The 24,415-nt window shown below is 65.9% G+C and carries 20 protein-coding genes; 10 read left to right on the plus strand and 10 right to left on the minus strand.

Annotation, left to right across the window (positions count from 1 at the left end; all coding sequences use genetic code 11):
* The first annotated feature begins 9 nt into the window (after positions 1-9).
* Together ACVW17_RS24120 and ACVW17_RS24125 are read left to right on the plus strand one after the other, a co-directional pair.
* Complete coding sequence (locus ACVW17_RS24120) at positions 10-804, plus strand: SDR family NAD(P)-dependent oxidoreductase (RefSeq protein WP_456754205.1); 795 nt, start codon at positions 10-12, stop codon at positions 802-804.
* Between the two features lie 6 nt (positions 805-810).
* Positions 811-1,107 (plus strand): DUF1330 domain-containing protein, encoded by a 297-nt coding sequence (locus tag ACVW17_RS24125; protein ID WP_456754206.1) that lies wholly within the window; start codon positions 811-813, stop codon positions 1,105-1,107.
* Here ACVW17_RS24125 and ACVW17_RS24130 read toward each other — a convergent pair whose 3' ends face one another.
* The 3 genes from ACVW17_RS24130 to ACVW17_RS24140 all read right to left on the minus strand — a co-directional run bounded on the left by ACVW17_RS24130 (position 1,108) and on the right by ACVW17_RS24140 (position 4,758).
* Positions 1,108-2,235, minus strand: a complete 1,128-nt coding sequence (locus tag ACVW17_RS24130; protein WP_456754207.1) for a hypothetical protein — start codon at positions 2,233-2,235, stop codon at positions 1,108-1,110. It lies immediately after the preceding gene.
* A 46-nt stretch (positions 2,236-2,281) separates the two neighbouring features.
* A complete protein-coding gene (locus ACVW17_RS24135; protein WP_456754208.1) occupies positions 2,282-3,361 on the minus strand; it encodes a phosphotransferase family protein in 1,080 nt (359 codons plus the stop codon).
* Positions 3,362-3,744: 383 nt separating this feature from the next.
* Positions 3,745-4,758 (minus strand): zinc-binding alcohol dehydrogenase family protein, encoded by a 1,014-nt coding sequence (locus tag ACVW17_RS24140; protein ID WP_456754209.1) that lies wholly within the window; start codon positions 4,756-4,758, stop codon positions 3,745-3,747.
* A 117-nt stretch (positions 4,759-4,875) separates the two neighbouring features.
* Between ACVW17_RS24140 and ACVW17_RS24145 the strand changes: the two genes are divergently transcribed.
* Positions 4,876-5,253 (plus strand): winged helix-turn-helix transcriptional regulator, encoded by a 378-nt coding sequence (locus tag ACVW17_RS24145; protein WP_021081638.1) that lies wholly within the window; start codon positions 4,876-4,878, stop codon positions 5,251-5,253.
* 67 nt (positions 5,254-5,320) lie between these two features.
* Here ACVW17_RS24145 and ACVW17_RS24150 read toward each other — a convergent pair whose 3' ends face one another.
* The gene (locus ACVW17_RS24150) at positions 5,321-6,934 is read right to left on the minus strand and encodes an OprO/OprP family phosphate-selective porin (protein ID WP_456754210.1); all 1,614 of its coding nucleotides are present in this window, start codon (positions 6,932-6,934) and stop codon (positions 5,321-5,323) included.
* Between the two features lie 345 nt (positions 6,935-7,279).
* On the opposite strand from ACVW17_RS24150, the gene ACVW17_RS24155 reads away from it, so the two are divergent.
* The 4 genes from ACVW17_RS24155 (at position 7,280) to ACVW17_RS24170 (ending at position 12,800) form a co-directional block, all read left to right on the plus strand.
* Complete coding sequence (locus tag ACVW17_RS24155; protein WP_456754211.1) at positions 7,280-8,638, plus strand: DegQ family serine endoprotease; 1,359 nt, start codon at positions 7,280-7,282, stop codon at positions 8,636-8,638.
* Positions 8,635-9,966, plus strand: coding sequence for a replication-associated recombination protein A (locus ACVW17_RS24160; RefSeq protein ID WP_456754212.1), 1,332 nt, complete (start codon positions 8,635-8,637; stop codon positions 9,964-9,966). Before ACVW17_RS24155 ends, ACVW17_RS24160 begins: the two co-directional genes overlap by 4 nt.
* 210 nt (positions 9,967-10,176) lie before the next feature.
* Positions 10,177-11,460, plus strand: coding sequence for an RluA family pseudouridine synthase (locus ACVW17_RS24165; protein WP_456754213.1), 1,284 nt, complete (start codon positions 10,177-10,179; stop codon positions 11,458-11,460).
* 125 nt (positions 11,461-11,585) lie between these two features.
* Positions 11,586-12,800, plus strand: coding sequence for an amidohydrolase family protein (locus ACVW17_RS24170; RefSeq protein WP_456754214.1), 1,215 nt, complete (start codon positions 11,586-11,588; stop codon positions 12,798-12,800).
* Positions 12,801-13,060: 260 nt separating this feature from the next.
* Here ACVW17_RS24170 and ACVW17_RS24175 read toward each other — a convergent pair whose 3' ends face one another.
* The 6 genes from ACVW17_RS24175 to ACVW17_RS24200 all read right to left on the minus strand — a co-directional run bounded on the left by ACVW17_RS24175 (position 13,061) and on the right by ACVW17_RS24200 (position 21,571).
* The gene (locus tag ACVW17_RS24175; protein WP_456754215.1) at positions 13,061-15,244 is read right to left on the minus strand and encodes an alkaline phosphatase family protein; all 2,184 of its coding nucleotides are present in this window, start codon (positions 15,242-15,244) and stop codon (positions 13,061-13,063) included.
* Positions 15,244-16,983: a multicopper oxidase family protein gene (locus ACVW17_RS24180; protein WP_456754216.1), complete on the minus strand. Its 1,740-nt coding sequence runs from the start codon at positions 16,981-16,983 to the stop codon at positions 15,244-15,246. Before ACVW17_RS24180 ends, ACVW17_RS24175 begins: the two co-directional genes overlap by 1 nt.
* A 457-nt stretch (positions 16,984-17,440) precedes the next feature.
* A complete protein-coding gene (locus ACVW17_RS24185; RefSeq protein ID WP_456754217.1) occupies positions 17,441-18,739 on the minus strand; it encodes a dicarboxylate/amino acid:cation symporter in 1,299 nt (432 codons plus the stop codon).
* Positions 18,740-18,837: 98 nt separating this feature from the next.
* A complete protein-coding gene (locus tag ACVW17_RS24190; protein WP_456754218.1) occupies positions 18,838-20,019 on the minus strand; it encodes an aminotransferase class V-fold PLP-dependent enzyme in 1,182 nt (393 codons plus the stop codon).
* Positions 20,020-20,202: 183 nt separating this feature from the next.
* Positions 20,203-21,012 (minus strand): IclR family transcriptional regulator, encoded by an 810-nt coding sequence (locus ACVW17_RS24195; protein WP_456754219.1) that lies wholly within the window; start codon positions 21,010-21,012, stop codon positions 20,203-20,205.
* Between the two features lie 103 nt (positions 21,013-21,115).
* A complete protein-coding gene (locus ACVW17_RS24200) occupies positions 21,116-21,571 on the minus strand; it encodes a hypothetical protein (RefSeq protein ID WP_456754220.1) in 456 nt (151 codons plus the stop codon).
* Positions 21,572-21,641: 70 nt separating this feature from the next.
* Between ACVW17_RS24200 and ACVW17_RS24205 the strand changes: the two genes are divergently transcribed.
* The 3 genes from ACVW17_RS24205 to ACVW17_RS24215 all read left to right on the plus strand — a co-directional run bounded on the left by ACVW17_RS24205 (position 21,642) and on the right by ACVW17_RS24215 (position 24,338).
* Positions 21,642-22,427 carry an ATP12 family chaperone protein gene (locus ACVW17_RS24205; RefSeq protein ID WP_456754221.1) on the plus strand — a complete coding sequence of 262 codons (786 nt, stop codon included), beginning with the start codon at positions 21,642-21,644 and terminating at the stop codon, positions 22,425-22,427.
* A 64-nt stretch (positions 22,428-22,491) separates the two neighbouring features.
* Positions 22,492-24,078 carry a flagellar hook-length control protein FliK gene (gene fliK, locus ACVW17_RS24210; protein WP_456754222.1) on the plus strand — a complete coding sequence of 529 codons (1,587 nt, stop codon included), beginning with the start codon at positions 22,492-22,494 and terminating at the stop codon, positions 24,076-24,078.
* Positions 24,075-24,338, plus strand: a complete 264-nt coding sequence (locus tag ACVW17_RS24215) for an EscU/YscU/HrcU family type III secretion system export apparatus switch protein (RefSeq protein WP_456754223.1) — start codon at positions 24,075-24,077, stop codon at positions 24,336-24,338. The genes fliK and ACVW17_RS24215 overlap by 4 nt, the downstream gene beginning before the upstream one ends.
* Positions 24,339-24,415 lie beyond the last annotated feature (77 nt).

Genomic DNA, 24,415 nt, shown 5'->3' on the forward strand with positions numbered 1-24,415 from the left:
GATGAAGTCATGAAAATCGACCTTTCCGGAAAGACTGCGCTGGTGACCGGCTCGACCGCGGGCATCGGCAACGCCATCGCCAGGGGGCTGGCAGGAACCGGCGCCGAGGTCGTGGTCAACGGCCGCGGTCAGGCCAAGGTCGATGCAGCGGTCGCCGCGGTCGCGAAGACCGTGCCCGGCGCCAAGGTCCGCGGCATCGCCGCCGACGTCTCGACCGCGGAGGGATGCAAGACGCTGCTCGCGGCGCTGCCCGAGGTCGACATCCTCGTCAACAATGCCGGCATCTTCGAGCCGAAGGGCTTCTTCGATATTCCCGATGAGGACTGGAGCCGCTTCTACGACGTCAATGTGATGTCGGGCGTGCGGCTGTCGCGCGGCTACATGCAGGGCATGCTGAAGCGCAACTGGGGCCGCATCGTCTTCATCTCCTCGGAATCGGGCCTCAACATCCCGACCGAGATGATCCACTACGGCATGACCAAGACGGCGCAGCTTGCGATCGCGCGCGGGCTTGCCGAGCTGACCAAGGGCACCGCGGTCACCGTCAACTCCGTGCTGCCCGGACCCACCATGTCGGAAGGCGTCGAGACCTTCATCAAGGACCTCGCCAGGCAGAACGGGCAGTCGGTCGAGGAGGCGGCCTCCAACTTCGTCAAGCAGCACCGGCCGACCTCGCTGTTGCAGCGCCTTGCCAGCACCGAGGAGATCGCCAACCTCGTGGTCTATGTCTGCTCCAAGCAGGCCTCCGCGACCAACGGCGCCGCGCTGCGCGCCGAAGGCGGCATCGTCAATACCATCGCGTGAGGCCGCATGCCGGCCTATGTGATCTCGGAAGTCGAGATACGGGACGCTGCCGCGTTCGAGGTCTATCGCACGCTGGCGGCGAAGACCATCGAACAGTATGGCGGGCGTTACATCGTGCGCGGCGGCGGCGCCGAACTGGCGGAGGGCGGTCCGCCGCCGAAGACAATCATCATCGTCGAATTTCCGACGATGGCGCGTCTGCGCGAATGGTACGCGTCCGCGGAGTACGCGGAAGCGCTCAAGCATCGGTGGACGGCGCTGGAGCGGCGGCTGCTGTTTGTCGAGGGCGTGCCGCCGGTTTAGCTATCCCTTCGCTCCGTCCAGGAACTCGCTGAACCCCGCGGGACGGTAGGGGCCGAAGCAGATCTGCTCCAGCACGCCGATTCCGGTCTCGCCGCCCTGGCTGGCGCGCACCACCTGCTGCACGTGGACGTTCTCGCGGGCCAGCGGGTCGAGCGTCAGGGGATCGAACGACTCGCCGCCGATTTCGAGCTCGCCCTTCCACATGCCCTGGCCCCATTGCGGATGGCCGTAGCCGAGGCCCTTCATCTGGAATTTGAGGATCGGGTCGAGCGCGATGGTCGTGGTGTGGCCGTCGATGTCGACCAGGTCGATTTCGGCCGAGCGCGCCAGCCGCGTCTTTGGCACATAGGTGACGCGATGCCGTGCGGTCGCCATGCGGCGATCGAGGCCGTCGATGACGCCGGGGATCTCGGCCTCGCTGCGGTAGAGCGGCGCGGTGATGCCTTCGCGGACCAGCGCCTCGCCCTGCGTGCCGTCGAAGAAGATGGCGTGCGAGATGTGGTCGTCCCAGACCAGTGGCGCCCACAGGAAGAACACGCTCGGCAGCGGCATCGGCGCGCCGCCGACGTCGCGCTCGCCGACATTGCGTACGCCCCAGGAGCGATCCTTGGTGCCGTAGCATGTCTGATCGTCGACCTTGATCTCGGCGTCGGGGTGGCGGATGACGCCGCTCCAGCGGCCGAACTGGTCGAACCGGGTCGCATCCATCGCGCGGCGGTCGCCCGACCACAGCGTCTGGCGCGCTTCCTGGATCGCGGCCGTGCGTGCGGAAAAGGTCAGGTCGCAGGCTAGGCCGGTCGCATTGTCGTCGAGCACGACGCGGGTCCGCAGCATCGGTTCGAGCACCTCGAGCCGGAACGGGCCGACCTGCATCTCGGTGCGCTCGAGCGGCGCGCGCCGCGAGCCGTAGAAGCAGTGCTGCCGTCCGCCGCGCTCGACGACACTGAAGGCGCAGTCGAGAATCCTGCGGTGCGGGTAGATCGCAATCCCGATGCCGAAATAATACGCGCCGTCGGCGGTGTAGCCGTTGAACCAGGTCCGGTCATAGACATTGCGGTCGCTGGTCGAGGGAACCGCGATCGGCTCGGGCGTCTGGTGGATGGGGAAGTCGTCCAGTTTGTTGAGCACGCGATCCCTTTCGATGTCTTGACGCGGTTTCCTCACGCGAACCGCTTCAGTCCTGCCAATATGCAAAACTGTCGTGGTCGAGCGCTTGCGCGCAGGCGCCGCGGGTCATCTTCAGGAACAGCGCGTCGCCGCGCTCGGAGCGCTGCACACTGAGCGCCGAGACCACGCCCATCATGATGCCATGCAGCGTGTAGCGCCGGTAATCCCGCCAGCATTGATCCCAGCCGTAGTCGCGCACGCCGCGCCGGATCAGCTCGGAATGATAGAGCCGCACCAGATCGGATTCATGCAATCGCCGTTCGGCTGGATCGATTCCGGCCGACAGGAAATAGGCGACGTCGACCATCCCGGGCCCCACCGTCAGCGTCTGCCAATCCAGCGTCGCCATCGGACGGCTGTTGCCGCGGACGTCGAACAGCATGTTGTCGAGCCGGAAGTCCGCATGTTGCAGGGTTCGCGGCACCGATCGATCGGCCTGATAGCGCGGGATCGCGTCCGGAAGCCGATCGATCAGATCGAGGAATTCGGGCTCGATCACGCCGCGATAGCGCTCCTTGTAGTGGCCGATAATGCCGGGCAGCACCGCGCGCAGGTCCTTGCGCCGGCTGGCAGCAACCGTGAAGCATTGCACGGCATCGAGCGTCGGATCGTTCCAGCGTGGCGCGTGCAACGCGGCGGCCTCACGGATCGCGGTCTGGCAGTCCGCGATTGTGCATCCGGCGAGCTGGTCGCCCGGGCGTGCGGGGGCCAGATCTTCCAGGATCAGCGTAAAATCGTCGGTGGCCGGATCGATTTCGGCGAGGATCGGCCGCGGGGTGTGAATGGCAACCGTTGTTGCCAGCTCGCGATAGAACGCGACCTCGCGGACGTAAAGCGTGTGCGCGGAACCGGAATGGCGGCTGTCGGGATCTGCGGCCGGGAATTTGCCGACCACGCTCGCGGGCGCATTCGGCTCACAACCGTCATAGCTCAGGTGAAATCGATAGCTGTCGCCCACGAGGCCGTTGCCGACCGGATTGCACACGAGATCAGTGACCCTGACCTGGTCGATCGCACCGCCCGTGCGCAGCACCCGCGTCATCCACTCCGGATCGATCCGCGACGGATCGGCCGTGAGCAAACGCATCGGTTTCCTCCCATCCCCGTGAGCGTCACCACCGTTCCAGCCACGCTTTGCATCGGCCGGATTGAAGACGGGGTGATCGTTGCGCAAATCATACAGGCGCCGGCGGCTTTGGCAAAAGCCACAAGCAGGCCTGTGGGGAAGTCATGTAGGGCGGCTTGGCTGCGCCTACCGCGCTGCAGCCGATTCTCCACAGATCCTGCGGCCCAGCCGTCATTGCGAGCCACCCGATCGGCGCGAAGCGCCGCCGGATGACAGGCTCCGCGAAGCAATCCATCTGCCCGCAAACGCGGTTGGATGGATTGCTTCGTCGCTATCGCTCCTCGCAATGACGACGGGGGCAGAACCATGACGCAGTAGGCCCAATCCACCCACCGCAGCGGGGGCTACCAGCCCTCCAGCACAATCTTGCCACGCGACTTGCCGCTCTCCAGCAGCGCGTGGGCGCGCTTGAGGTTGGCGGCGTTGATGGTGCCGAAGGTCTGGTCGAGCGTGGTGCGCAGCACGCCCTTGTCGATGAGGTCGGCAACGTCGTTGAGCAGGTGATGCTGCGCGATCATGTCCGGCGTCTGGAACGAGGAGCGCGTGAACATCGATTCCCAGTGCACCGACACCGCCTTGCCCTTGAACACGGCGACGTTGAATTCGGCGGGATCATCGATCAGGCCGAACTTGCCTTGCGGCGCGATGAAGTCGGCGATCGACTTGTAGTGTTGGTCGGTGAAGGTGAGGCTGGCGACCAGGCCGACCGGCGCCAGCTTCAACGTCTCGATTTGCTCCTTCATCGGCTGCGAGTGGTCGATCACCGCATGTGCGCCGAGATCGCGACACCACTTCTGCGACTCCGGCCGCGTCGCGGTTGCGACAACGGTGAGGCCGGTGAGGCGGCGGGCAAGCTGGATCAGGATCGAGCCGACGCCGCCGGCGCCGCCGATGATCAACAGCGTGCGCGGATCGAGGCTCTTGCCGGGTACGGCGCCGAGCCGGTCGAACAGCAGCTCCCAGGCGGTGATCGAGGTCAGCGGCAGGGCAGCGGCCTGCGCGAACGACAGCGAGGCCGGCTTGTTGCCGACGATGCGCTCGTCGACCAGGTGAAATTCCGAATTGGTGCCCTGGCGCTGGATCGAGCCCGCGTAGAACACCTCGTCGCCCGGCTTGAACAGCGACACGTCGGGTCCGACGGCGTCGACCACGCCGGCCGCATCGAAGCCGAGGATCTTGTAGCTCCCGTCGGTCGGCGCCGCGCGCTTGCGCACCTTGTAGTCGACCGGGTTGGCCGAGATCGCCTTCACCGCGACGCGGATGTCGCGTCCCTTCGGTTCGGGCTTGGCGATCTCGAAATCGACGAGCGACTCCGCCGCCTCGATCGGCAGCGACTTCTGGTATCCGACGGCCTTCATGTTGGTCTCCGTGATGGGCGATTGCCTGCCGTGATACCTGTCGCGCTGGCGTCCTTTTGGCAAGTACTGTAAAATCAGGGAACTAGTCACTGTTTGTATACTATTGGGAAAATACCGATGAAACGGAAGAATTTTGCCCGCCGGCCGGGCTGCGCGGTCGAGGCGGCGCTCGACCTGATCGACGGTAAATGGAAGGGCGTGATCCTCTATCACTTGCAGGCCGGCACCCAGCGCTTCGGCGAGCTGCGGCGGCGGATGCCCGGCATCACGCAACGCATGCTGACCAAGCAGCTGCGGGCGCTCGAGGACGACGGCCTCGTGATCCGCAAGGTCTATGCCGAGGTGCCGCCGCGGGTCGAATACACGCTGTCCGAACTCGGCGAGAGCCTGCGCCCGGTGATCGATATTCTGAAAGCCTGGGGCGAGGGCCATCAGGAGCGGCTGTCCTGTGCGCCGGCGCCGGAGGTCGTGGTGAAGAAGAAGCGCGCGGCTTAGCACTCCAAAACGAAACGGCCGGAGCAATGCCCCGGCCGTCTGTTTGTTAGCGACAGATCACACTGCCTCAGAACGCGACCTGCGTGCGCAGCGCGACCGCGTCGAATTTCGACCCGGCATCCGCGCTCGACGTCGCGGAAGCCTGCTTGGCGACGTCGCCGTGCAGATAGTTCAGCATGAAGCGAACGTTGTTGTTGACGTACCAGTTCAGCGCGGCGGTGTAGACGGTCTGCCGTCCACCGGCGACGCCGACCGCCTGGCCGACCTGGTCGTTGAGGTTCATCGTGCTGACGCGGCCGGCGATTTCCCAGGCGCCGATGCCGCCGCCGGCGAGCGAGACCGGATCGTGCGGCTTGATTCCGCTATAGGAGGCCGTCGCCGCATTGTAGGCGTGGTTCTCGCCGGTCAGCACGTAGCCGACCTGCGCGTAGCCGCCGTCGAATTTCAGGCTCGGCGCGCCGAACGGCGGCAGGCCGGTATTCGCGGAGCGGTCGACGTTGAACCAGTAGTACTCGCCCTGGGCGATCAACGGGCCATAGGTCGCCGCCGCCTCGACGCCGTAGACCTGGGCGCCGGAGACATTGGCGATCGCGCCGGTCGAGATCAGCGTCGTCGGATCGATGCGCAGCTCGGGCCGGTCGCTCAGCGTGAGCGTCTGCGCCTGCGTCAGCTGGTTGCGCGGCGGCTGCACCAGCCATTCCGCGTCGGCGCCGATATGCACCGAATAGTTCTTGCCGCTGATCGGATTGCCGGCGACGCGGACGACGCCGCCATACTGCTCGGAGGTGCCGGCCGGCGAGGCCGACGAGGCGGAGTGGATCGCGCCGGTGGTCGGTCCGGTGACGTAGCCGCCGATCCAGAGCTGGTCGTTCCACCAGCGGGTGCCGGCGCCGGAGCGGAAGTCGCCGGCGGCGATGTTCTGCGCGATGATGCCGACCGAGGCGCGCTCCATGAACAGGATGTCGTTGGAGCTGGTGGCTTCGTCGAGCGTCCACGGGATATCCATGATGCCGCCTTCGATCGCCATCTTGCCGCCGAACGGCTTGAAGCCGGTGTAGCTCAGATAGGCGTTCTCGATGCCGGAGGTGCCGCCGCCGGGCAGCGATCCCGCTGCCGCGCCGCCGAAGCCGTCGGACGAGCCGCCGAAGTCGTAGATCAACGCGTAATTCCAGTCGCCGAGGAATTTGCCGACGATGCCGATGCGCGCGCGGCGCACGTTCTCGCCGCTGTCGAGCTTCTGCGGCGAGGTGGCTGCGGTGTTCGGCCGATAGTCGTAGCCGCCGACATCCCAGTGCACGCGACTGGTGATCGCGACGCAGTTCTGTTCGTCCGCGGTGCAGATCGTCGGCCGGTTGTTCGGCATCGTCACCACGACGCCCGACGGCGCGACCGGGCCCTTCACCGGGATCGCGGCGTTGGCGCTTGCGACGCGCGCGGCCTTCGCATCGGTTGCCTTGGCATCGGCCGCCTTCGCGTTGGCGTTCGCGCTGGCCGCGGTCGCGGTGTTGGCATTGGTCTGCTTCTGAAGTTTATCGAGCTTCTGCTCGAGCATCTTCAGCTGCTGCTTGAGCAGCGCGATCTCCGCGTCGCTGCCGCCTCCGGCCGATTGCGAATAGGCCGGCGAGGCGGCGAGCGCCCCGGCCAGCCCGATGGCGATGGCACCAAGTTTTGTTGCACCCATTGTGCACCCCTGTTGTGTTTTGAAGTCCCCACTCACTCACCGAGACGTCCTAGGAGTCGAACGTGACTGACGCACGACAGCGATTTCGAGCCTCGCAGTTCCGCTTGTTGTCCGCAGGCAACAAGCGGCGCGGCGCAGTGAGATGACAGCCATCATAGAAGCCTGGCGGCGCGCTTCAACGCGGCGGCCAGGGGTTTTGCACCGGTCCGGCAGGGGCGGTTTATCCGGTCGGGCGCCCTTCATTTGCCCGGCGAACGCGCCTATATTCCGGCGTTTCCTCGAGAGGTGAGAATGCTCCGACCCGTCCGTTTTGCTGCCATATCCGCCCTGTGCACATTGGCTTTCATGGGGATTCTATCCCCGGCCGCAGCCCAGGACCGCCGCGTGCCGTCCTCGCAGGCCGAACTGCAATTATCCTATGCGCCGATCGTGCAGCGGGTGCAGCCGGCGGTGGTCAATGTCTACGCCGCCAAGATGGTGCAGAACCGCAATCCGTTCCTGGACGATCCGATCTTCCGCCGCTTTTTCGGCGTGCCCGGGCAGCAGCCCGAGCAGATGCAGCGCTCGCTCGGCTCCGGCGTGATGGTCGATGCGTCCGGCCTCGTGGTCACAAACAATCACGTGATCGAGGGCGCCGACCAGGTCAAGGTCTCGCTCGCCGACAAGCGCGAATATGAGGCCGAGATCGTGCTGAAGGACAGCCGCACCGACCTTGCGGTGCTCAGGCTGAAGGAGACCAACAAGGAGAAGTTCGCAACGCTCGACTTCGCCAATTCCGACCAGCTGCAGGTCGGCGACGTCGTGCTCGCGATCGGCAACCCGTTCGGCGTCGGCCAGACCGTGACGCACGGCATCATCTCGGCGCTGGCGCGTACTCAAGTCGGGATCACGGATTATCAATTCTTCATTCAGACCGACGCCGCGATCAATCCCGGCAATTCGGGCGGTGCGCTGGTCGACATGACCGGCCGGCTCGCCGGCATCAACACCGCGATCTTCTCGCGCTCCGGCGGCTCGCAGGGCATCGGCTTTGCGATCCCGGCCAACATGGTGCGCGTGGTGGTGGCCTCCGCCAAGAGCGGCGGCAAGAATGTGAAGCGGCCATGGCTCGGCGCGCGGCTGCAAGCGGTCACGCCGGAGATCGCGGAGACGCTGGGGCTGAAGTTGCCGTCCGGTGCGCTGGTCGCCAACGTCGCGCCGAACAGCCCGGCGGCGAAGGCCGGGCTCAAACTGTCCGACCTGATCGTCGGGATCGACGGGACGCCGGTCGACGATCCCAACGCGTTCGACTACCGCTTCGCCACCCGTCCGCTCGGCGGCAGCGCCGAGATCGAGGTGCAGCGTGCCGGCAAGCCGGTGAAGCTGACCGTGCCGCTGGAGACCGCGCCCGACACCAACCGCGACGAGATCGTGCTGACCGCGCGCTCGCCGTTCCAGGGCGCACGGGTCGCCAACATCTCGCCGGCGCTCGCCGATGAGCTGCATCTCGATGCCGGCGCCGAGGGCGTTGTCGTCACCGAGCTCGCCGATGACGGCACCGCCGCCAATGTCGGCTTCCAGAAGGGCGACATCATTCTGGCGGTCAACAATGAGAAGATCGTGCGCACCAGCGATCTCGAGAAGGTATCGAAGGCAGGCTCGCGGATCTGGCGCATCACGCTGGTGCGCGGCGGCCAGCAGATCAACGTGACGCTCGGCGGATGAGCCCAAAGAGACCGCGCGACGCGCCGAACCTGTTCGCTGCGGCGGGGATGGAGCAGGACGCGCCACACCCGCTGCCGGACCGGCTGCGCCCGCGCACGCTGGCCGACGTCGTCGGGCAGGATCACATCCTCGGCCCCGACGGCGCGCTGACCCGCATGCTGGAGACGCGCACCTTGGGCTCGCTGGTGTTCTGGGGACCGCCCGGCACCGGCAAGACCACCGTGGCGCGGCTGCTCGCCGACGCCACCGAATTGCATTTCGAGCAGATCTCCGCGGTGTTCTCCGGCGTCGCCGATCTGAAGAAGGCGTTCGATGCCGCGCGTGCCCGCCGCGAGACCGGCAAGGGCACCCTGCTGTTCGTCGACGAGGTGCACCGGTTCAACCGCGCGCAGCAGGATTCCTTCCTGCCCGTGATGGAGGACGGCACCGTGGTGCTGGTCGGCGCCACCACGGAGAACCCGTCGTTCGAGCTCAACGCGGCGCTGCTGTCGCGCGCCCGGGTGCTGGTGTTTCATTCGCTCGATACCGCGGCGATCGAGCGGCTGTTCGCGAATGCCGAGAAGATCGAGGGCAAGGCCCTGCCGCTCGATGCGGAGGCACGCGCCGTGCTGGTGCGCATGGCCGACGGCGACGGCCGCGCCTCGCTGACATTGGCCGAAGAGGTCTGGCGCGCCGCGCGGAAGGGCGAGGTGTTCAACGCCGAGCAGTTGCAGGCGATCCTGCAACGCCGCGCGCCGATCTACGACAAATCGGCCGACGGCCACTACAATCTGATCTCGGCGCTGCATAAGTCGGTGCGCGGCTCCGATCCGGATGCGGCGCTGTATTATCTCGCGCGCATGTTCGACGCCGGCGAGGATCCGCTGTTCCTGGCGCGACGCGTGGTACGCATGGCGGTCGAGGATATCGGCCTGGCCGATCCGCAGGCGCTGGCGGTCTGCAACGCCGCCAAGGATGCCTATGATTTCCTCGGCTCGCCGGAAGGCGAGCTCGCGATCGCACAGGCGGTGGTCTATCTCGCCACCGCGCCGAAATCGAACGCGGTCTACACCGCGTTCGGTGCGGCGATGCAGACCGCCAAGCAGGGCGGCTCGCTGTTGCCGCCGAAGCACATCCTGAATTCGCCGACCAAGCTGATGAAGTCGGAGGGCTATGGCTCCGGCTATCAATACGATCACGACGCACCCGACGCGTTCTCCGGCCAGGACTATTTCCCGGAAGCGCTCGGCCGCCAGACCTTCTACGATCCGCCCGACCGCGGCTTCGAGCGCGAGATCAGGAAACGGCTGGATTATTGGCAGCGGCTGCGCAAGGAGCGCGGCGGCTAGCGCTTCACTTCACCAACTGGGCGGCCGCACTTCACCAACTGGGTGCCCGCCAGCGCCGCTATCGAAGGTCTCATTGCGGGGGGCGCCCCCATCGCTTGCCGCAGCCGGCGCGACCATGGCCGATGTTGCGCCGGAATTGTACCGATTTCGCCGTGACGATTCGCGGCATTTGCGCTAGGCACAATGCAGGTCTGGAGCCGAAACACCATCATGAGCCGCCGCATCAAGAGAACCACATCGCCGGGCGATCGCGCCAAAGGGCGCGACAAGGGCCGTGACCGTGCCGGCGAACACGGCAAGGATCGCAGCAAGGATCGCAGCAAGGGCGGATCGGCACAACGCGGCCGCAAGCCGGACGATCGCAAAGCTGACCGCAAGTCGGGCGACCGTCCGTTCGCGCACCGTGCGCCGGGAAAGCCGCCGCGCTTTGCCGAGCCGCGCCGCGACCGCGGGGAGCGGGTCGAGCCCGCCGCCGCGAAGCCCGCGGCCGAGCAGCTCTTGCCGACCAAGGTGCAGACCGTCGTCGTTACCGCTGACGAGAACGGCATGCGCGTCGACCGCTTCCTCGAGGCGCGGTTTCCCGGCCTGTCGTTCTCCCACATCCAGCGCATCGTCCGGAAAGGCGAGCTTCGCGTCAACGGCAAGCGCGCCGATTCCAAGGACCGGCTGGAGGAAGGCCAGAGCGTGCGGATCCCGCCGCTGCGGCTCGATACGCCGAAGACGGTCGGTACGCTCTCGGAGGCCGAGGCGAAGACGCTGCAGGCGCTGAAGGAGATGACGCTGTACGAGGACGACGACGTGCTGGTGCTGAACAAGCCGGCCGGTCTCGCCGTGCAGGGCGGCTCCGGCATGACGCGCCATGTCGACCAGATGCTGGAGGTGATGCGCGATGCCAAGGGGCAGAAGCCGCGGCTGGTGCATCGCATCGACCGCGAGACCTCCGGCTGCCTCTTGATCGCCAAGACGCGCTTCGCTGCATCGTTCCTCACCGGCGCCTTCCGCCACCGCTCCGCGCGAAAAATCTACTGGGCGCTGGTCGCCGGCGTGCCGAAGCCGAAGCAGGGCCGCATCTCGACCTACCTCGCCAAGGAGGAGAGCGAGGAGGACAGCATCATGCGGATCGCCGAGCATGGTGACGAAGGCGCCAGCCACGCCGTGACCTATTACGCCGTGGTCGAGGCTTCCGCGACCAAGCTCGCCTGGGTGTCGCTCAAGCCGGTGACCGGCCGCACCCATCAATTGCGCGCGCACATGGCGCATATCGATCACGCCATCGTCGGCGACCCCAAATATTTCAACAAGGAGAACTGGCAGCTGCCCGGTGGCCTGCAAAACCGGCTGCATCTGCTCGCCCGCCGCATCGTGATCCCGCACCCGCGCGGCGGCGTGATCGATGTCAGCGCGCCGTTGCCGCCGCACATGCTGCAATCCTGGAATCTACTCGGGCTCGAGGCCGATCGCTTCGACCCGATCGAGAACGCGCCCGAGGAGTGACGAGGCGGGCGCGCTGCCCCAATATCCCTCGCGCACAGCAAGAACGATCAAACCGCGCCGCACACAGCCTCTATGGTGCCGCGCGCCGGACCGTTGCCGGCGTGCAATCCTGAAAGAGGCTGTCCATGACCGGGATCCGGCTACGCGTCGCGCTTGTTCTCATTGCCTTGGTCGCCACGACGGCGACTTCAGATGCCGAAACCATGGTGCTCCGCGGCGGCACGCTTTACGCATCGGCCGATGCGGCGGCGCTGCCGGATGCGGTGATCGTGATATCGGACGGCGTCATCAGCGCGGTCGGCAAATCAGGCGAGGTCACGGCGCCCCCGGATGCGCGCGTGATCGATTGCAGCGGCAAGACCATCGTCGCCGGGTTCTGGAACAGCCATGTGCATTTCACGGAGCGTGTCTGGCACAACGCCGGCGCAGCGCCGGCCGCGGTGCTGACACAGCACATGCAGGAGATGCTGACGCGGTGGGGGTTCACCACGGTCTGGGATCTCGGCTCCGATCCAAACGACACGTTGCCGCTGCGCAAGCGCATCGCGGCGGGCGAGGTCGCGGGTCCGACCATCCTGCTCGCCGGCAACATTTTTCCGAAGGGAGGCCATCCCGTCTACGTCCCGAGCGAGGTGCAACTGCCCGAGGTCGCGACGCCGGAGGAGGCCGCAAAATGGGCGCGCGACTGGCTCGCGATAGGCGAGGACGGCATCAAGCTGTTCACCGGCGCGTTCATGGGCGACAAGCCTGTCATCAACATGGATCCCGCGATTGCCAAGGCGGCCGTCGACGTCGCGCATGCGCAGGGCCGCCCGGTGTTCGCGCACCCGCAGAACAAGGTCGGCGTCGAGACGGTGATCGCATCCGATGTCGACGTGCTTGCGCACACCACGCCGAGCGAGCGCGCCTACACCGACGACCAGCTGGCGCGGTTCAAGGCGCAGGGCACGGCGCTCATTCCGACGCTCGGGCTGTTCACCACCGTCGTGCTCGATCCCAACGTCACCAACCGTCTGATTGCTGCGACCGTCAACCAGCTCAAGCAGTTCTCCGACAACGGCGGCACGGTGCTGTTCGGCACCGATGTCGGCTTCACGACGCAGTACGATACCACGCAGGAAGTCCGGCTGATGCACCGGGTGCTGTCGGAGCGCCAGGTGCTGGCGTCGCTGACCACCAATCCGGCGCGGTTCTTCAAGGCGGCGAAGAAGGGCAAGGTCGAGCAGGGCTTTGACGCCGATCTCGTGGTGCTCGACGGCGATCCACTCGCCGACGTCGGCAATCTCGCGAAGGTGAGCACGACGATCCGCGCCGGCCACGTGATCTATCAGAAGCCGTAACGGCCGGCGGGGACACTTCAACGGCAGCTTGGACGCATTCGGCAGTCACGCGAACCATTGCCGCCCAGTCGGGAATCCGTAGCTCGATGAGCCAACGGGTCGCGCGAACGCGCGCCCGATGACAGGCTCCGCGACATCCGGGAAAGCCCGTTCCCGTCTATCGCTGCGCTCATGCGGCCTCCACGCCAATCGCAAGCCCGACAAAACGAAATCCGCCGGCCTTTCGGGCCGGCGGATCGTTAGGTTGCGAGGTGCGGTCGTCAGTTGTTCCAGTTACCGCCCCGATCGTTGCCGTCGCCATCGTGATGATGATGGCCGCCGCCGTCGAAGTCGAAGAAGTCGAAGAGATCGCTGAGCGCCGGGCTGTTGACCGGAACATAGGGATTGCCGGGCGCCGTGACCGGATTCGGGTAGTTGTCGCGGCTGCGGTTGGTGATCGGCTCCAGGCGCCAGTTCCGCTCGATGAATTTGATGATCGAGACGTGATCGGCATATTCATGCGAGATGTGGCCCTGCCGCGCGAACGGCGACACCACGATCAGCGGAATGCGGGTGCCGTCGCCGAAATAGTCGAGCGGCTGCACATAGCCGGAATCGAAGTATCCGCCGCCTTCGTCGAAGGTGATGAAGATCGCGGTGTCCTTGGCGTAGTCCGAGGCCTGGACCTGGTCGACGATCTTCTTGGCGAAGCCCTCGAACAGATTGAGCTTGGACGACGACGGGTGACCGTCGGTGAAGCCGCTCGGCTTGACGATGGAGACCGCCGGCAGCGAGTGCTTGGAGAGGTCGGAGTACAGATCAACCGAGTCCTTGATGTGGGCTGCGACCTGTTCCGGATGCGACATGATCGAGGTGTCGTACTGGAACGGATTGCAGATGTTGCAGTACTCGTCGGCGGTCGGGCCGGCGACGCCCCAGTTGAGCTGGTAGGGATCGTTGACGTAGTTGTTCCACTGGTCGCCGTAATACTTCCAGGAGATGTTGCGCTCGTTCAGGCTGTCGCCGATGCTCTTGCGGGTGGACGGCGGGATCGTGAACGGCGTGTTCGACGGATTGGTGTCGGTGTAGGCGTTCTTGCCGTTGCCGAAATAGCCGGGATTGTAGTTGTTCAACAGATAATAGTGGCCCGGTTCGCAATTCGCGTTGATCCGGATGTTCTTCAGATAGTCGAGGATCGGCTTGACGCCGGGCTGGGTCGGATCCGAGCAGTCGCTGTAGGAGCCGCCGCCGGACACCGGGCTGGTCTGGTAGGGCGGGGGATAGCCGCCATTGCCGCCGGCGCCGTAGCCGTCCTCGGTGTACCAGTTGTTGGTGCCGGAAGCCGGATTCGGATTCTCGATCTGATGGACGATGCCGGCGTCCGGCGTGCCGCCGAACACTTGCGTGCCGTTCGGCGGCACCGCGGCGTTGCCGTAGGTGTCGCTGAAGTAGATCATGTCGGCATGACCGAGCATGATGTGGTTGGCGCCGGTGCCGCCGTTGACGGACTGGTGGAAGTTGTCGCTCATCGCATATTTCTGTGCCAGCGAGGTGAAGTAGGGCACGTCGCCCTTCTGCACATTGTAGAAGCCGAGCGCCGTCGAACCCTCGCCGGTGGTCGTCGCAGTCGGCGAATACTCGGTGGAGAAGTTGGAGGGCTGCGTCGCGCCGTTGGCGCCGGCGCCGACGGTCACTTCAACCCAGGCGAACAGGTTGCCGCCGCAGCCCGACGGATTGTCGCGGCTGGCCGCCGAGTGGTTGCAGTTCAGCTGCTGCCACATCTGGTAGAAGCGATGCACCGGGCTCGCCGAATAGGAGTCGTAGGGCATCGCCTCGCCGTTGGTGAGCTGGAACGGGCCGGCCGGCAGCGCGCTGACATTGGTGATGCGCTGGTCGGGGGTCTGCGAGGTCTGGCCGGTGCCGCCGGACAGCAGGTATTGGTAGTATTCGGACGGCAGGCCGGATTCCGACTGCTGCGCAAGCGCAAGCGACGCCTCGCAGCTGGTGATCGGCGAGCTGCCGCATTGGTTCGGGATGTAGGAGACCTTGGGGCCGCCGACCAGCGGCGCCGGCAGCTGGTCCTTGGGGAAGTTCTGCTTCGGCGGGCTCAGCAGGAACGCATCGTTCGGGCCGTTATCCATCGCCGCCTGCTGGTGCGCCCTTTCGAAGTTCGGACCGGGAATCGCGTTCTTGTTGGCGTCGAGCTTGACGATGCCCTGCGAGAGCAGGTTGAACACGCTTTCGCCGGAACGCTGCGGCACGTAGGTCGCGAACACATGGTCGAAGCTGCGGTTCTCGCCGACGATGACGATCACGTGCTTGATCGGGGTCCGGGTTTCGTGTCCGCCACCATGGTGATTCCAGTCTTCCGCAAGCACCGGGCCGGCGGTGAACTGACCCAGCGCCAGCGCGCTGAGGGTGAGGCGGCATCCCTGCAGCCAACGTGACTTGTGCCTGTCGCGCATTAAAGCTCTCCTTTTTGCTCGTTGAGCGGCTTGGTGGAACTTGCGGTGTCTCGCGGCACGACCTTGATCCGTCCCATCATGCCGCCGTCCTCATGCTCGAGGACGTGGCAGTGGTAGACGAAGGTGCCGACGATGTTGGGATCGCGGAAATCCATGCGCAGGCGCACGCTCGGATATTTCAGCATCCGGCCGTTGTAGTAGGGGACGTTGACGGTATCGCGCAGGAACGGCTCGTTGACCGCGACGCCGGACCAGTCGAGCAGCTGGAAGTGCAGCTGGTGGATATGGAAATCATGCAGCTCCATCGAGCGGTTCTCGATGATCCAGTCCTCGACGTCGCCCTGTCTCACGGTGATGTCGGGACTATCGGATTGCGGATCGAACGGCTTCGGGGTCTCGCCGTCGACCGTCATGAAGAACTTGGTCGGGCTGTTCGGATCGTTCGGGTTCTCCGGCTGTTCGGAGAAGAACAATTTTCGCACCCGCACCGGCGCGACGTTGCCGACCCAGGGCCGCTCCGGCCGCGGCATCGGCTCGGCATGCGCAGGCAGCGCGGCCTGCGGCGCGGCGGCATCCGCTGAGGCAGTGATGGCAACCAGCGCGCGATTGGGATCGTTCTCGCCGGCGGGCCCGGTGTCGACCGCACGCGTCACCAGCAATGCCTGTGAGCCGGCCGGCGGTCCTTCGACGATGAACTCGGCGCGCGAGCCCGGCGGCAGGCCGATATGGTTGACCCACTGCACCGGCGGCGACGGGCTGCCCTGGAATTGCAACGGCATGCCGTCGAGGGCGACGATGCCGATCTGCTGCGGTGCGCGGCCGACCAACAAAGCGAGGTTGAGATAGGTGATCGCGGAGGCGTTCAGCACGCGCCAGAGCTGCCGCTCGCCCGGCTTCATCTTCAACTGGGCCGGCGGATAGTTCGGATAGGGCACCGGCACGAAGTTGACCGAGAGATCCTTCGACGGCTTGCCGAAGCCGGTGCCGGAGTTGGCGACATCGCCGTCATTGTCGAGCTGGCTCTTGGTCATGACCGGCTCGAATCTCGACGGCGGCGCGTCGGGATTGACGAGGTCCTGGTCGCGGATCACCAGCACGCGCTCGGGCAGGCCAGCGAGCTGCGGATCGGCGCGCTCGATGCCTTCGATGATGATGGTGCCGGAGGCACCGCCGAGCACTTGCGTCTTGCTGAAGCCGTGCAGATGCGGGTGATACCAATAGAGTCCGGGCGGCGCGTCGTCCGGAATCCGCAGGCGGTATTCGAACGGCGCATCGTCGGGCTGAATCGAGGTCTTCAGCACATCATCCTGATGGCAGACCGGCGGCACTGTCAGTCCGTGGAAGTGCAGATTGGTCGAGATCGGCGTCATCGCGCCGCTTGCGCAGGCATCGACCTTCGGCCTGGTCGTGCAGATCGGCGCGCCCGCGAGAGGCTTGTCGATCGCAGGCGTGGCTGTATCGAGATCGACGAGGTCGTTCTTGAAATGGATGACGAGCTGATCGCCGGGCTTCAGCCGCAGCGTCGGCGACGGCTTGCCGTCCGGCGTCAGGTAGCAATAGCGGCTCGCTCCATCGGCCAGCTTCTCGTCGTGGATGCCGAGGTCGGTTTCGAGCACGCCGTCGCGGCTGCGCAATTCGCCGGGCTCGTTGATCGTGCTGCCGGGGTCGGGGCGGGCACAGACGTCCGGTTGTGCTCGCGGCGCATCCTGCAGGCCGGTTGCACCGAACAAGGCCGTCACGCCGCTCGCAGCGAGCCCGAGGCATGCCGCAGCGATGACACAACACACGGTCGAAAGTCGTCGCGCCACGCCGCCCCGCTTATGCGCCGCCACGCGTGCGCAAGCGCGCGACCGGCGTCACGGGTGACGTCAGTTCACGTCTTGCGACCGCAGGGGTCGGCAAATGCTTCTGTTTGGTATCGGAAAGCTAGCGGCGCGTTGTTGCCGAAATCTGGCAAGTATTTAACACGCAGATGACAGAAACTTGCGGCACTTCGACGCAGAAGTGCGCGCAACGTTCAAACCTGCTGAGCGATCAATCGGATGGCCCATTCACCGACTGAATTGCGGAGATACGGAGACGCGCAGGCAATAGGCAGAAATTTTTTCAGCAACGATGATGCCGTCGCGTGCATCCCTGCCGACGACGAACAAATTCCAGCAAGCGGCCGCGTGATTCCACGGCCGCGACCTCTCGCTATCCCGCGACAGCGGTTGGCAGGAACTTTGCGTCTTGCTCGGCAGGCTCGCTCAGTTCGTTCTCCCATTTCGCAACGACGGCGGTTGCGACGCCATTGCCGATGACATTGGTCATCGTCCGTCCCATGTCGAGAAAGGCGTCGATTCCGATCAGCAACACCAGGCCGCCGGCCGGCAGGCCGAAGGTGGGGAGGGTGGCGGCGGCCACGACCAGCGAGGCGCGCGGCACGCCGGCGATGCCCTTGCTGGTGATCATCAGCAGCAGCAGCATCGCGATCTGGGTCGTGATCGGCATCTCGATGTTGAAGGCCTGGGCGACGAACAGCGCGGCGAAGGTCTGATACATCATCGAACCGTCGAGGTTGAACGAATAGCCGAGCGGCAGCACGAAGCCGGTGATCCGCTCCGATACGCCGAACTTCATCAGCTGCTCGATCATCTTCGGGAAGGCGGCCTCGCTGCTCGAGGTCGAGAACGCGATCATCATCGGCTGCCGCAGCAGGCGCAGCAGGTTCCTGATCGACCCGCCGAGCACGACGCTGCCCGCGCCGATGATGATCACCCAGAGCACCAGCAGGCCGAAGTAGAAGGCGCTGACGAACTTGCCATAGGTGACGAGCACGCCAAGTCCCTGCGTGGTGATGACCGCGGCCATCGCGGCGAACACGCCGACGGGCGCAAAGCGCATGACATAGTCGGTGAATTTCAGCATCACAGGAACGATCTGATCGATCGACCGCGCGATGTCGGGGGCAAGCGTGCCTTTGACCGCACTCAGCGCAAACCCGAAGAACATCGAAAACACCAGGATCTGCAGCACCTCGTTGCCGGCCATCGCCTGGACCACACTGATCGGGAAGACGTGGGCGGCGAAATCCTTGATGTTCAGGGCGCCGGTCTGGACGTTGGCGGTGGCATTGGCGTCGGGCAGCGTAAGACCGAGGCCGTGCCCCGGCTGCAGCAGGTTCGCGAGCACCAGACCGACCGTCAGCGACGCCACCGACGCCGTGATGAACCAGGCCAGCGATTTGACTGCGATGCGTCCCACCGCGCCTCCGCTGGCGCCGAGGCTGGAAATGCCGGAGACGATGGTGGCGAACACCAGCGGCGCGATGATCATTTTGATCATGCGCAGGAAGATGTCGGAGATGATGGCGAAATAGCCGGCGATCGCCTTGGCTTGTTCCGGGCTCGCGAGAGCATTGCACGCGTAACCCACGGCGATACCCAGCAACAGGCTGACCATGATGTACGTGGTCAGCTTGCTCGAAGTCTGGACTCTGCTGCCTGCCTGCATGACGTGATCCTGCGCCACCGGAGAGTTGCCGCATCCGAGCTGTGGCGCGCCTTCCGGCGTCTCGGGGTGCCGCTGAATTGAATGGACAGTCGAATAGGCTAGCCTAGCTTGGACAAGACGGCCGCACGCGCCTGGGTCGATGGCGCGTTGCGGGCACGGATGGCCTCGATCAGACGGTCGATGTCTTCAGTGGTGTTGAACATGCCGAGCGACACGCGGATGCCGTCGCGCTCCGGCGAGATGCGGATGCCGTTCCGGGTGAAGTAGTCCAGCCAGTCGGCCGCCGGCAACGCGATGACATAGATGTGCGGCGCGCGATGCTGCCGCGCGCGCGGGCCGATCAGGCCGATCCCGAGCCGATCGAGGCGCTCGATCAGGTAATCGCCGAGCTCGAAGCAATGCTGCTGGATGTTCTCGAGTCCGATCTGGTTGATGAGGTCGATCGCCGCGCCCAGGGCCTGGACCGCCGGCAGGTTGAAATTGCCGAGCTCGAAGCGGCCCGCGGTCGCTGATAGTGCCATGTTGTCCGCGCTAGCGATGAAATCGAGCGGCGGCTCGGCGAGACTGGCTGCCGCAAGGTAGGCCGGCTGCAGCTCGGTCCGTGTCGCATCCCAGTAGAGCAGGCCGAGGCCTTGCGGCACCAGCAGGCCCTTGTGCGTGCCGGAGCCGATGAAGGTGGCCTTCATGGTCTTGGCGTCGATCGGCACCACGCCGATGCCCTGCATCACGTCGACGACAAAGTAGAGCGAATGCTGTGCGCAGAGTTCGCCGACGCTCTCGACGTCGAAGCGATGGCCGGCGTGAAAGGTGACCTGCGACATCGAGATCGCCCGTGTCCGCTCGTCGATATGCGGCCGGAAGCTGTCCGCATCCACCACGTCGGTCATCGGGATGAACACGATCTCGACGCCCTTCTTGCGCAAATTGAGGAAGGCGTAGGCGTTGTTGGGATGATCGCCATGGATCATCAGCACCTTGTCGCCGGCCCGCAGTGGCAGCGCATTGGCGGCGATGTTCATGCTCTCGGAGGTGTTCTTGGTGAACGCGATCTCGCGCGGCTTGACGCCGAGGAAATTGGCGACCTTGGCGCGGGTCTCCTCGAGGCGATTGAGCCAGACCTGCTTCGGGCCGGCGTTTTCGAAGCTCTCCGACAGGAAGCGTTCATACGCCTCCTTCACCGGACGGGAGAGCGGCGTCTGAAAGCCGCTGTCGAGGTAGACCACGCGCTCGGCGGCCGGGAAGGCCTTGCGAACGGCCGAGATGTCATAGTGCTGGCGCATGATCACTCCGGTGGCTCTGGGCAGGGCAAGACGTTCCGCCGGACGGGCCGGCGGCGCGATCAGGTCTGACGTCGCAAAGTGGACTTGGCGTGCGCTGCCTCAATCGTGGTCAGCGCAATCAACTGCCTCAAGGATACACAGGATTGGCGTAAGATCGATCACTAATTCGAAAAACGAGAGAATTTATTCCGAAAAATGAGAATATGCGAAATGTTCTTCATGATCCTGTAGAATGGTCTCGGACAGCAGCGTTGCCGCCTCCTGCAACGGGGCGATGAAGGCGTCGAGCCCGGCGAAGCCGACGCGTGCCGCCGGCACCGAAACACCGAGGCATGCGATCAGGTCGCCGTCCGGCGAGACGATCGGCACGGCGCAGCCGACGACGCCCTGTACGAATTCCTCGTTGGTCTTGGCCCAGCCCCTGCGCCGCGTCTCCTCGAGTAACGCCAACAGCGCGTCGGGATCGGCGATGGTGGTCGGGGTGTAGCGCACGAGGGGGAGCGACTGCACCAGCCGCTGGCGGATCTTGGCGGGCAGACGGCTCATGTAGATCTTGCCGGTCGACGTGCAGTGCAGCGGCGCCGCTTCACCCGGATTGAACTGTAGCGCTTGCTGTTGCTTGGAGCGAACGCTGTCGACATAGACCACGACGTTGTCGCGGACGACGCCGATCTCGCATTGCTCGCCGATGCGATCAGCCACCGCACTCAGCACCGCGTGCCGGCGCACGGTGCGAAACGCGGCGCCGATCGTCTTGGCGGCGAGCGTCACGAGCTTGCTTCCGACCACGTAGCGCTTGGTGCCGAGCGCCTTCTGGATCAGGCCTCGCGCTTCGAGATTGCCGATCAGCCGGTGCGCCGTCGGAAGCGGAAGGGACAACGCGGCCGCGATCTCGGCAGCCGACAAGGCCTTCTTCTGTTCGGCAACGAAGCTCAGGATCGCGATCGCCCGATCCAGTGGCCCGTCGTTGGAGCTGTCAGGTTCGTTGGCCACGATCCATTCCTCTGATGTCGCCCCCACAGCTTTACAGCAACGCAAACCGAAAGGCTTGTTCCGAAATCGCACGATGTGGGCGTCGATCGCGGCCGACTGCCATCTACCGTCTGAACTGCGCCAGAAACATCCGCAATGAATCGTGCGGGCTCTCGACGTCCGAGATCACCCAGCCGTCGGGGCCGTTGACGACGATGAAGTTGAGCGTGACGTTGCGGCCCTGGTTGTCGAACGTGACGGTCAGGTAGGTCCTGTCGAACTGCCGGCGCAGGATCGCGATCGAGACGGCGCCGAGCTGCCAGGCCGGGCTCTGCACCAGGAAATCATAGGGCGCATCGTGCGGGGCGGACCACGCCGCGCGCAGGCCGGACTCGAAGAACTGCCGCGCCGTCGCCTCGTCGCGCGGCAGCCCGGCTGAATGCTCCGCGCTGCCCTTGCCGTAATGGGCGTAGACGTTGCGGATCAGGGATTCCGGCGAGCGGAACCCGGCACCGGCGGTAGTGGCGGCGAAAACCGCCGCAACCAGTGAGAAACCCGCAAGGAATTTGCCGCGTCCCATCAGCTTTATTTGCCGTTGCCGCTGACATATCTTGCAGGGAAATCCCTCCGAACGAAAGCCTGCCGGCGCAATGCGCGAACTCTTCGAAGACGTCCCCGACCAAGCTCCGCTCGATCCGCAGCAGGCGGTGCGGCGCCACATCCGCACGCCGCAGCGCAAGCGGTTCTACACCAGCGCCGGTGTCACTGAAGCCGATGGCGGATTCTCGGTCACGCTCGACGGCAAGCAGATCCGCTCGCCCTCCGGCAAGCCGATCGTGGTGCCCACGCGTGCTCTCGCGGATACGGCCGCAGCGGAATGGAATGCGCAAGGCGAGACCATCGATCCCACCACCATGCCGCTGACGCGGCTTGCCAACAGCGTGATCGAGGGCGTGATCGATCGCGTCGACGAGGTCGCCGACGATGCGGCAAAATTCCTCGGCAGCGATCTGCTGTTCTATCGCGCCGGCTACCCCGACACCCTGGTGGCGCGCGAGGCCCAGCATTGGGATCCGATCCTGTTCTGGGCCGCGGACGCGCTCGGCGCCCATTTCGTGATGGCGGAGGGGGTCATGCATGTCGGCCAGCCCGAACCCGCGATCAAGGCCGCGCGCGCCGCGTTCCCGACTGATCCATGGTCGGTTGCCGCACTCCATGTGGTGACGACGCTGACCGGCTCGGCGCTGCTGGCGTTGGCGCTGGCGCATGGTGTCCGCGACGAGGACCAGATCTGGGCGGCAGCCCATGTCGACGAGGACTGGAATATCGAGAAATGGGGCGTCGACGAGGAGGTCGCTCAGCGCCGCGCCGCCCGCCTGGTCGATTTCAAGGCCGCCGCCGGCGTCCTCAGGGAGCTCAGGCCGGCGACCGGTTAACGAGACCTTTACGGCGCCGGGCTAGCCTGCGGCACGTTCCTCGCGCCCGGCCGAGACCCCCGACATGGCAATTGCCGTCAATCCCGTGCTGCCTGTGCTCGCCTCGAAGGAGGCGGACGGCGTTGCGCCCGATCTCACGCTCGAGACCGGCAGCGTCGTCAACGCGCAGGTGCTGAAGGTCTTGTCCGCCGATCTGGTGCGGATCGTGATTGCGAGCCTCGCGATCGACGTCCAGACCGAGGTGCCGCTGCAACAGGGCCAGACCCTGCAACTCGCGGTGTCGCAGAGCAATGACGGCGGCGTCCGCCTGCAACTGGTCGGACCGGGCGCGGACACCGGCGATGCGGTGCAGCTGTCGCCCCAGGCGGCCAACGCCACGTCAGCCGCTCAGCCTGCCGCCACGGCACCGAGGATTGCACTGACGCCGCTGGAGCGCGTCACGATCACCGCGACGGCGCAGCACGCGGCCACGGTGCAGGGCAGCCAGGCGCCGCTGTTTGCCAATCTCACCGCGGTCGCGACAGCCAATCTGCCGCCCAAACTACAGGCTGCGATCGCGCAGGTGCTGGCGCAGCAGACCAGCCTCGACGGGACTTTGAGCGGCGATGCCGTCAAGGCGGGCTTCCAGAAATCCGGCCTGCTGCTCGAGGCGACGCTCGCCGCGGGCGTCACGCCACCAGCCGGCAGCGCGCCCGATCTGAAGGCCGCGCTGATCGTGCTGCGCCAGGCGCTGACCTCGCTCGGCGCCGGGGATGCCGCAAACCCGGCGTCCGCGCCACCACCGCCGCAACCGGCGCTGCCCAGCGTCGGCACGGCGCCGAGCATCGTGCCGCCGGATACGCCCGGCCTCGAGGTTCAGGAGATCCTGCTGCCGCAGGCCCGCGTGCCGGTCGCCGAGGATGTGACGCGCACCGCCACGGGGCTCGCGGGCGCGCTCGCGGACGCGCTCGATGCCGGCCCGTCATCGGGCGGCGCGCTCAATCTGATCCAGGAAGCGCTGCACGAGCTCGGCAATCCGGCACGGCAGGGCACCGCGCCGCGGGAGATGCTGCCGGGCGATATGCCCGCACGCGGCAGCACGCCGCCACCGCCGTTTCACGGCGCGCTGCCGTCGGCGCAGGCCGTCGCCGAGCCGTCGATTGCGCAGGGCACGCCGCTCGCGACCGCGGCCCATCGTCTTCTGGAAAACACCGACGCCGCGCTGGCGCGGCAGACGCTGCTGCAGGTCGCGTCGCTGCCGGGCCATGGCGATGCCGCGCACGCGCAGCTCGACGCTCTGGTGCCGCGCTGGAATTTCGAGATCCCGTTCCTGACCCAGCAGGGCACGGCGATGGCGCAGTTCGAGATTTCCCGCGACGGCGGCGGCAACGAGGCCGAAGCCGCCAAGCGGGTGTGGCGGGCGCGCTTCACGCTCGACGTCGAGCCGGCCGGGCCGGTGCACGCGCTGGTCTCGCTGAACGGCGAGCGCACCTCGGTGCGGATGTGGGCCGAGCGTCCCTCGACCGCCGCGCAGTTGCGCGCCGGCGCCTCCGAACTCAGCCAGGCGCTGACCAGGGCCGAGCTCGTGCCCGGCGACATCGAGATCCGCGACGGCAGCCCGCCGCAACCGGCGCCGGCGCGCGCCGGCCATTTCCTGGACCGCGCATCATGAGCGAGACGCAGAACCAGCTCGCGGTCGCGCTGCATTACGACCATGCCGGCGCGCCGCGCGTGGTCGCCAAAGGCAAGGGCGCGATCGGCGCCAAGATCATCGAAGTCGCCAAGGCCAACGATATCCCGATCGAGGAGAATGAGGTCCTGGCCGCCGCGCTCTCCAATGTCGAGCTCGGCGACGAGATTCCGGCCGAGCTCTACAAGGCCGTCGCCGAGGTCTTGGTGTTCGTACTGCGGATGTCGGGCCGGGCGCGGTAGCGATCGCGCGTCAGACGAGAGCCTTCTTGCCATCCTTTCACCACGATGGCATCCACCATCGTCGCCAACCCGAACCA

It is taken from the genome of Bradyrhizobium sp. USDA 4473, from assembly GCF_054063335.1.

Coding starts and splice junctions, on each gene's coding strand:
- ACVW17_RS24190 (WP_456754218.1), bottom strand. CDS start 20,019: ATGCGCCAGCACTATGACATCTCGGCCGTTCGCAAGGCCTTCCCGGCC.
- ACVW17_RS24170 (WP_456754214.1), top strand. CDS start 11,586: ATGACCGGGATCCGGCTACGCGTCGCGCTTGTTCTCATTGCCTTGGTC.
- ACVW17_RS24185 (WP_456754217.1), bottom strand. CDS start 18,739: ATGCAGGCAGGCAGCAGAGTCCAGACTTCGAGCAAGCTGACCACGTAC.
- ACVW17_RS24175 (WP_456754215.1), bottom strand. CDS start 15,244: ATGCGCGACAGGCACAAGTCACGTTGGCTGCAGGGATGCCGCCTCACC.
- ACVW17_RS24145 (WP_021081638.1), top strand. CDS start 4,876: ATGAAACGGAAGAATTTTGCCCGCCGGCCGGGCTGCGCGGTCGAGGCG.
- ACVW17_RS24140 (WP_456754209.1), bottom strand. CDS start 4,758: ATGAAGGCCGTCGGATACCAGAAGTCGCTGCCGATCGAGGCGGCGGAG.
- ACVW17_RS24120 (WP_456754205.1), top strand. CDS start 10: ATGAAAATCGACCTTTCCGGAAAGACTGCGCTGGTGACCGGCTCGACC.
- ACVW17_RS24200 (WP_456754220.1), bottom strand. CDS start 21,571: ATGGGACGCGGCAAATTCCTTGCGGGTTTCTCACTGGTTGCGGCGGTT.
- ACVW17_RS24125 (WP_456754206.1), top strand. CDS start 811: ATGCCGGCCTATGTGATCTCGGAAGTCGAGATACGGGACGCTGCCGCG.
- ACVW17_RS24205 (WP_456754221.1), top strand. CDS start 21,642: ATGCGCGAACTCTTCGAAGACGTCCCCGACCAAGCTCCGCTCGATCCG.
- ACVW17_RS24215 (WP_456754223.1), top strand. CDS start 24,075: ATGAGCGAGACGCAGAACCAGCTCGCGGTCGCGCTGCATTACGACCAT.
- ACVW17_RS24165 (WP_456754213.1), top strand. CDS start 10,177: ATGAGCCGCCGCATCAAGAGAACCACATCGCCGGGCGATCGCGCCAAA.
- ACVW17_RS24135 (WP_456754208.1), bottom strand. CDS start 3,361: ATGCGTTTGCTCACGGCCGATCCGTCGCGGATCGATCCGGAGTGGATG.
- ACVW17_RS24155 (WP_456754211.1), top strand. CDS start 7,280: ATGGGGATTCTATCCCCGGCCGCAGCCCAGGACCGCCGCGTGCCGTCC.
- fliK (WP_456754222.1), top strand. CDS start 22,492: ATGGCAATTGCCGTCAATCCCGTGCTGCCTGTGCTCGCCTCGAAGGAG.
- ACVW17_RS24160 (WP_456754212.1), top strand. CDS start 8,635: ATGAGCCCAAAGAGACCGCGCGACGCGCCGAACCTGTTCGCTGCGGCG.
- ACVW17_RS24150 (WP_456754210.1), bottom strand. CDS start 6,934: ATGGGTGCAACAAAACTTGGTGCCATCGCCATCGGGCTGGCCGGGGCG.